Raw genomic sequence first — 4,758 nt, 5'->3', positions numbered from 1 at the left:
GAATCTAGTATATATTATGTTTACCTAATACTTAAAAACAGACCGCAAACCCAAACAGAATAAGTCGTTCATTAATTATGTAAACTTTTAAGTGAAGTATTATGTGTTTTTAATCATGCAAACTTTACATTTTACCCTTCACTTCTCAATTCTAACTGATACTTCATAATTCTAATTGCTAATAGTTTCAATTCCCGGCGAGACTTAATCAAAAGGAAAAATGTTTCATAGACAATTGATTGCTCAAATATATTAATTTTGCTTATTTCTTCAAAGGCACCTCTAACATCCCCTTCAAAATATTGACTTAACCAATACCCTATTTTCCTGTGAAGGTCATTATCTGACAGACTATTCATTATCTTTAAGTCAAAGATCCCTGAGTAAATTTCTAATTCAATATTGGCCATTTTGCATTCTTCACTTATAAATTGTTCAATTCTCATTTTCGATATCCTTAGAGGTGGTATGAGTTAAGCAGCATTTTTTCTTGTTTTATCAATTGCGGTTTGAATCCAATCATCAATTTCACTTTCAATAAAAGCTACAGACCGTGAGCCGATTTTAATTTGAGTTGGGAAACGCCCTTCGCTGATGAGCCGATAGATCCAGGCTTTTCCGTAGCCAGTTCTCAAGAGGACTTCAGGAAGACGTATTAGACGAGTGCTTTGGTTGTTCATTTCATTTTTCCTCTTGTTCGTTTCGATGAAATGACTATACGAGCTGCCGGAATAAGAAAGGAGCGAGCTTCCGAACTACAGGGCAATGAGTAGCCCTGTAGATCTAGGTGTCGTGGAGTTACGATTAGTTGGAATCAGAGAGTTTCATCACATCTGAAACTCTCATGTTTTTTAGGTGTGGATTTCGATTCATGAAAAAATTGAACTGCTTGGCGAAGTCCATTGTTGCAGCTTTCATAGCAAGTGGTCGATCTGCATCTTTGATGTGATAGTGAAGCCGGATTGAAACCTCATCGTCTTCGTCCGTGTATAAAAGACGAGAAAGGCGATCATCTGACACTCGAACATCCTTCCTTTTCGCCCATAGCAATATGTCCAACATCGCTGGCAAACGGTAGTTTATGATTTTTTTGATAGTTCCATAGCCAAAACGAACCGCACCAGCCTCATCAACCTCAACCGCTTTAATCCTTCTCCATTGAGGCAGTGCTGCTTTTATGGACTCTGTAATTTCATCGTCTGTTCCACTACCCAGATCGATTTCGAGCAGAACAGTTTTCTCACATAAAGGGGACATTAGCGCTGATACATAAGCTTCGTGATGGGGAGCGTTAACACTGTATATATCGTTTCCTCTTTCCCAAGTGAAAAGATTCACATTGAGAGCAGATACGCTCAGTTGAGCAAGCCTGCTGATATCAGTTATAAAAATGTGGGGAGGGTTGTAAAGGCTATCGTGGGTCGTTGGGTAGTCGAGTTGTGTGTTATTGAAAAGATGGGGGTTTCCACTGAAAATTTTCGTCATGTAGTTCCACAACCCTTTTTTCTCTTCCTCCGTGGGCCATGGCTTAAACAAATGCGATCTAGCCCAAAGTTCATGATACAGGCCGTTTAGGGTGATTTCTTCGAACTTACGGTAGTTATCTATGTCGAGCCAAGCTTTGATTTCTTTTGTATGCTCTGGGGACCAATTTTTCATAAGCTCCTCTTGATTAAAAAGTAAATTTTTCCTTCATTCTGGGAGTGTATATTGGTGATATTGCTCACTGATTTTAGGTATAAATGATAATGAAAAATTCTGTAAACCTCTACAAGGAATAAAACATAACACGTTGATAATTAAAGTATTTAAATTTCATTTTTGTGATTATTGTTATGGTAGAATGACTGTCTATACATACAGTTAAGGTTAGCAAGTATTTTTTGAAATAATTACTCAATAATTCAATGCATAAGGAAGAATGCAATGGGCGTAGCAGACATGTTTTACGGCTTAGTCTCTAATTTGGCTATTAATAACGTTGAATCAATAAGTTACCGCTATGGAGAACTTACTGTCGCTTTGAATAAACAATTTCGAGATACAGAATCTAAAACAGCCAACTCACTCCAAGTTGGGTCATTTGGTAGAAGAACTGGCGTTAATGGTATTTCTGATCTCGATATGCTTTATATTATGCCAAAATCTAAATGGAATGATTACAAAGATAACCAGCAATTAAAATTATTGCAGGATGTGAAGTCAGCAATATCTAAAAGATATCCTGCAACAAAAGTTCGTGTGGATAGACTCGTTGTAACAGCAACGTATTCAAATTTTCATGTTGAAGTTCAACCAGTTTTTCAACAGGATGATGGCAGTTATTTATATCCCGATACTAACAACGGTGGAAGCTGGAAGATAACAAAACCAAGGCTTGAAATGGAAGCTATTAGTAGTTTGGATCTTGATAAAAACTCTAACCTTCGCCGCTTATGTAAAATGGTACGTGCATGGAGAAATAAACATGGGGTTGCGATGGGGGGACTTTTAGTTGACACTCTGTCATACAACTTCTTAAATTCAACTTCTGAATATGATACAACCAGCTATCTTTATTATGATTATTTGAGTAGGGATTTCTTTAAGTATCTTTCAGAGCTTGTTGAACAAACTGAATATTCTGCTCCAGGGAGCCGACAACGAGTTAAGGTTAAGAAAAAATTCCAAAAAAAGGCTAAGAAGGCATATAGGTTATGTTTAGAAGCAATCGATGCTGAAGGAAATATTAATGTAAACGATAAATGGAAGAAGGTTTATGGTAGACCTTTTCCCAAAGCTCAAGTGGTTTCCACAGAAGCACTTTCAGCCAATACATTTAACGCAACGAAAAACACTGAAGAGTTTATTGAAGACAGATATCCAATTGATATTAATGAATATATCAAAATTGATTGCGAAGTAAAACAAAATGGATTCAGAGAGTTCTTCCTGCGTGATATGCTCTCTAAAAAGTTAGTTTTGCGTAATAATAAAGAGCTCCGGTTTGTAGTAAAAGAGGTTTCGGTTGCTGAACCATTTGAAGTTTTTTGGAAAGTTTTAAATAGAGGTGAGGTAGCTAAAAGAAAAAATAACATCAGAGGGCAAATAGTTAAAGACTCTGGTCTGAGACAGAAGATAGAGTCAACCAATTTTCGGGGGGACCATATTGTTGAATGCTATTGTGTTAAAGATGGTGTAGTAGTAGCTAAGGATAGAATCCATGTTCCTATAGTCATTGAAGGAAATCGTGATGAATGATGAAAGAAATATACTTGAAGGTCAATTACGTGAGTGTTATGGCCGAGTTGTTTACTCTCACAAGACTCATGAGAAATGTGCCGATATCCTCATGAGTAAACACGACAAAATAAAACTATCTCAAATAGTAATTTCAGCTTTAGTAACTGGTGGGATTGTTTCTACTTTTTTTGATAATGGACATATTGGATCTCTTATAAGCGTTATCTTATCCACGACATTGTTGATTATAAATACATATACAAAGAACTATGACTTTGGTGAGCTTGCTCAAAAACATCGTCAAGCAGGTTCGGACCTTTGGATTATCCGCGAAGAATATCTTTCTTTGTTAACTGACATTCGTGTTGGTGATGTGTCATTAGAGACAATTCGTGAGAGAAGAGATAATCTTGTTAAAGAATTACATGCTGTTTATGCCGGAGCACCAGGGACTAATTACAAGGCTTATACGGCTGCACAGAAAGCTTTACAAGAATTAGAAGATATGACTTTTTCAGATAATGAAATAGATGCATTCCTCCCCAAAGAACTAAAGCGTAAATAACTTTTTATGACGTAATTTTAAAATAAATTAAAAAGAGGTTTGTATATGGAAGCAGAAAAAATTCAGAATGACATAGACTCACTGTTGACCCTTATGAATGATGATATGGAGAGTTTAGGAGCAACGATCAAGACAGTCACGTTTGGATTTGCAGATGGGCAGGAGGACAGGAAGGCTATTGACGAAATTTTTAACTGGAGCGAGGAACATCTTTTCAGTGTCATCAAAATTTGTAATTCTCGTTCTCTCATTGAAAACGTTAGTAATGATTATTCCCGCATACACTTGACAGAGGAAGGTCAAAGTAGAGCTATATCTGTTAAGCATGGAAAAAATCGTTCATATGAATTAGGGGCAAGTATGCAAATCGCTACTTTAAATGTTAATGGTCCTGCACAAGTTGGAAATGGAAACACGCAAAACATTCATAATGTGTTTAATCAACTTGTTAAAAATATCGAGGACTCTTCAGCATCTGATGAAGATAAATCCGAGGCCAAAAGTCGGCTTGCATCACTCCTTGAACACCCTCTAGTTACCTCAATAATAGGTGGAGTTGCAGGCTCTATTCCAGGCCTTTTTTAATAGGATAAATACGATGGAAGATCTAAACAAGACCATCAAGTTACATTGCACTTTCTGTCATTCGGAAGAATTTGCAGTGCCTTACGAAGGATATTCCCCTCCAGAGGGAACTTTTGTCGTCTGCTCTAAATGTGGTAGAGAAAATGATGTAACGTCTTTATTGATAATAGCTAGAGCTAAAGGATTAGATATTGCTACTGATTATGCTAACCAATTAGTTGATAATATGAAGAAGGAACTTAAAAAGTCATTTAGAAACAGTAAAAATATAAAAATAAGATAGTATTATTAGACGTGGAATGATTCTTAGGGGAGTATCTATACTCCTTTAGCAATCTATTTTTAAATTTACACATACTGGGATTGATAAAATCATTATATACTTC

The 4,758-nt window shown here is 36.3% G+C and carries 7 protein-coding genes; 4 read left to right on the top strand and 3 right to left on the bottom strand.

The annotated features are described in order from the left end of the window. Nucleotides 1-131: 131 nt before the first annotated feature. The 3 genes from J1781_RS00815 to J1781_RS00805 all read right to left on the bottom strand — a co-directional run bounded on the left by J1781_RS00815 (nucleotide 132) and on the right by J1781_RS00805 (nucleotide 1,659). On the bottom strand, nucleotides 132-446 hold the full coding sequence (locus tag J1781_RS00815) for a hypothetical protein (protein ID WP_217233068.1): 315 nt from the start codon (nucleotides 444-446) through the stop codon (nucleotides 132-134). A 27-nt stretch (nucleotides 447-473) separates the two neighbouring features. Next, on the bottom strand, nucleotides 474-680 hold the full coding sequence (locus J1781_RS00810) for a helix-turn-helix transcriptional regulator (RefSeq protein WP_217233067.1): 207 nt from the start codon (nucleotides 678-680) through the stop codon (nucleotides 474-476). Nucleotides 681-804: 124 nt separating this feature from the next. Next, nucleotides 805-1,659 (bottom strand): DUF6387 family protein, encoded by an 855-nt coding sequence (locus tag J1781_RS00805; protein WP_217233066.1) that lies wholly within the window; start codon nucleotides 1,657-1,659, stop codon nucleotides 805-807. Nucleotides 1,660-1,926: 267 nt separating this feature from the next. On the opposite strand from J1781_RS00805, the gene J1781_RS00800 reads away from it, so the two are divergent. The 4 genes from J1781_RS00800 to J1781_RS00785 are packed head-to-tail and all read left to right on the top strand — an operon-like array spanning nucleotide 1,927 to nucleotide 4,655. Then, complete coding sequence (locus J1781_RS00800; RefSeq protein ID WP_217233065.1) at nucleotides 1,927-3,240, top strand: nucleotide-binding domain-containing protein; 1,314 nt, start codon at nucleotides 1,927-1,929, stop codon at nucleotides 3,238-3,240. Beyond that, a complete protein-coding gene (locus J1781_RS00795; RefSeq protein WP_217233064.1) occupies nucleotides 3,233-3,787 on the top strand; it encodes an SLATT domain-containing protein in 555 nt (184 codons plus the stop codon). Before J1781_RS00800 ends, J1781_RS00795 begins: the two co-directional genes overlap by 8 nt. 45 nt (nucleotides 3,788-3,832) lie before the next feature. Beyond that, nucleotides 3,833-4,372, top strand: coding sequence for a hypothetical protein (locus J1781_RS00790; RefSeq protein ID WP_217233063.1), 540 nt, complete (start codon nucleotides 3,833-3,835; stop codon nucleotides 4,370-4,372). A gap of 13 nt (nucleotides 4,373-4,385) precedes the next feature. Next, complete coding sequence (locus J1781_RS00785) at nucleotides 4,386-4,655, top strand: hypothetical protein (RefSeq protein ID WP_217233062.1); 270 nt, start codon at nucleotides 4,386-4,388, stop codon at nucleotides 4,653-4,655. Nucleotides 4,656-4,758: the final 103 nt, after the last annotated feature.

The sequence above is a fragment of the Rahnella perminowiae genome (assembly GCF_019049695.1).
Taxonomy (GTDB): Bacteria; Pseudomonadota; Gammaproteobacteria; order Enterobacterales; family Enterobacteriaceae; genus Rahnella; species Rahnella perminowiae.
Note: the sequence above shows the minus strand (reverse complement) of the source record. Positions and strands in the feature narration are given on the sequence as shown.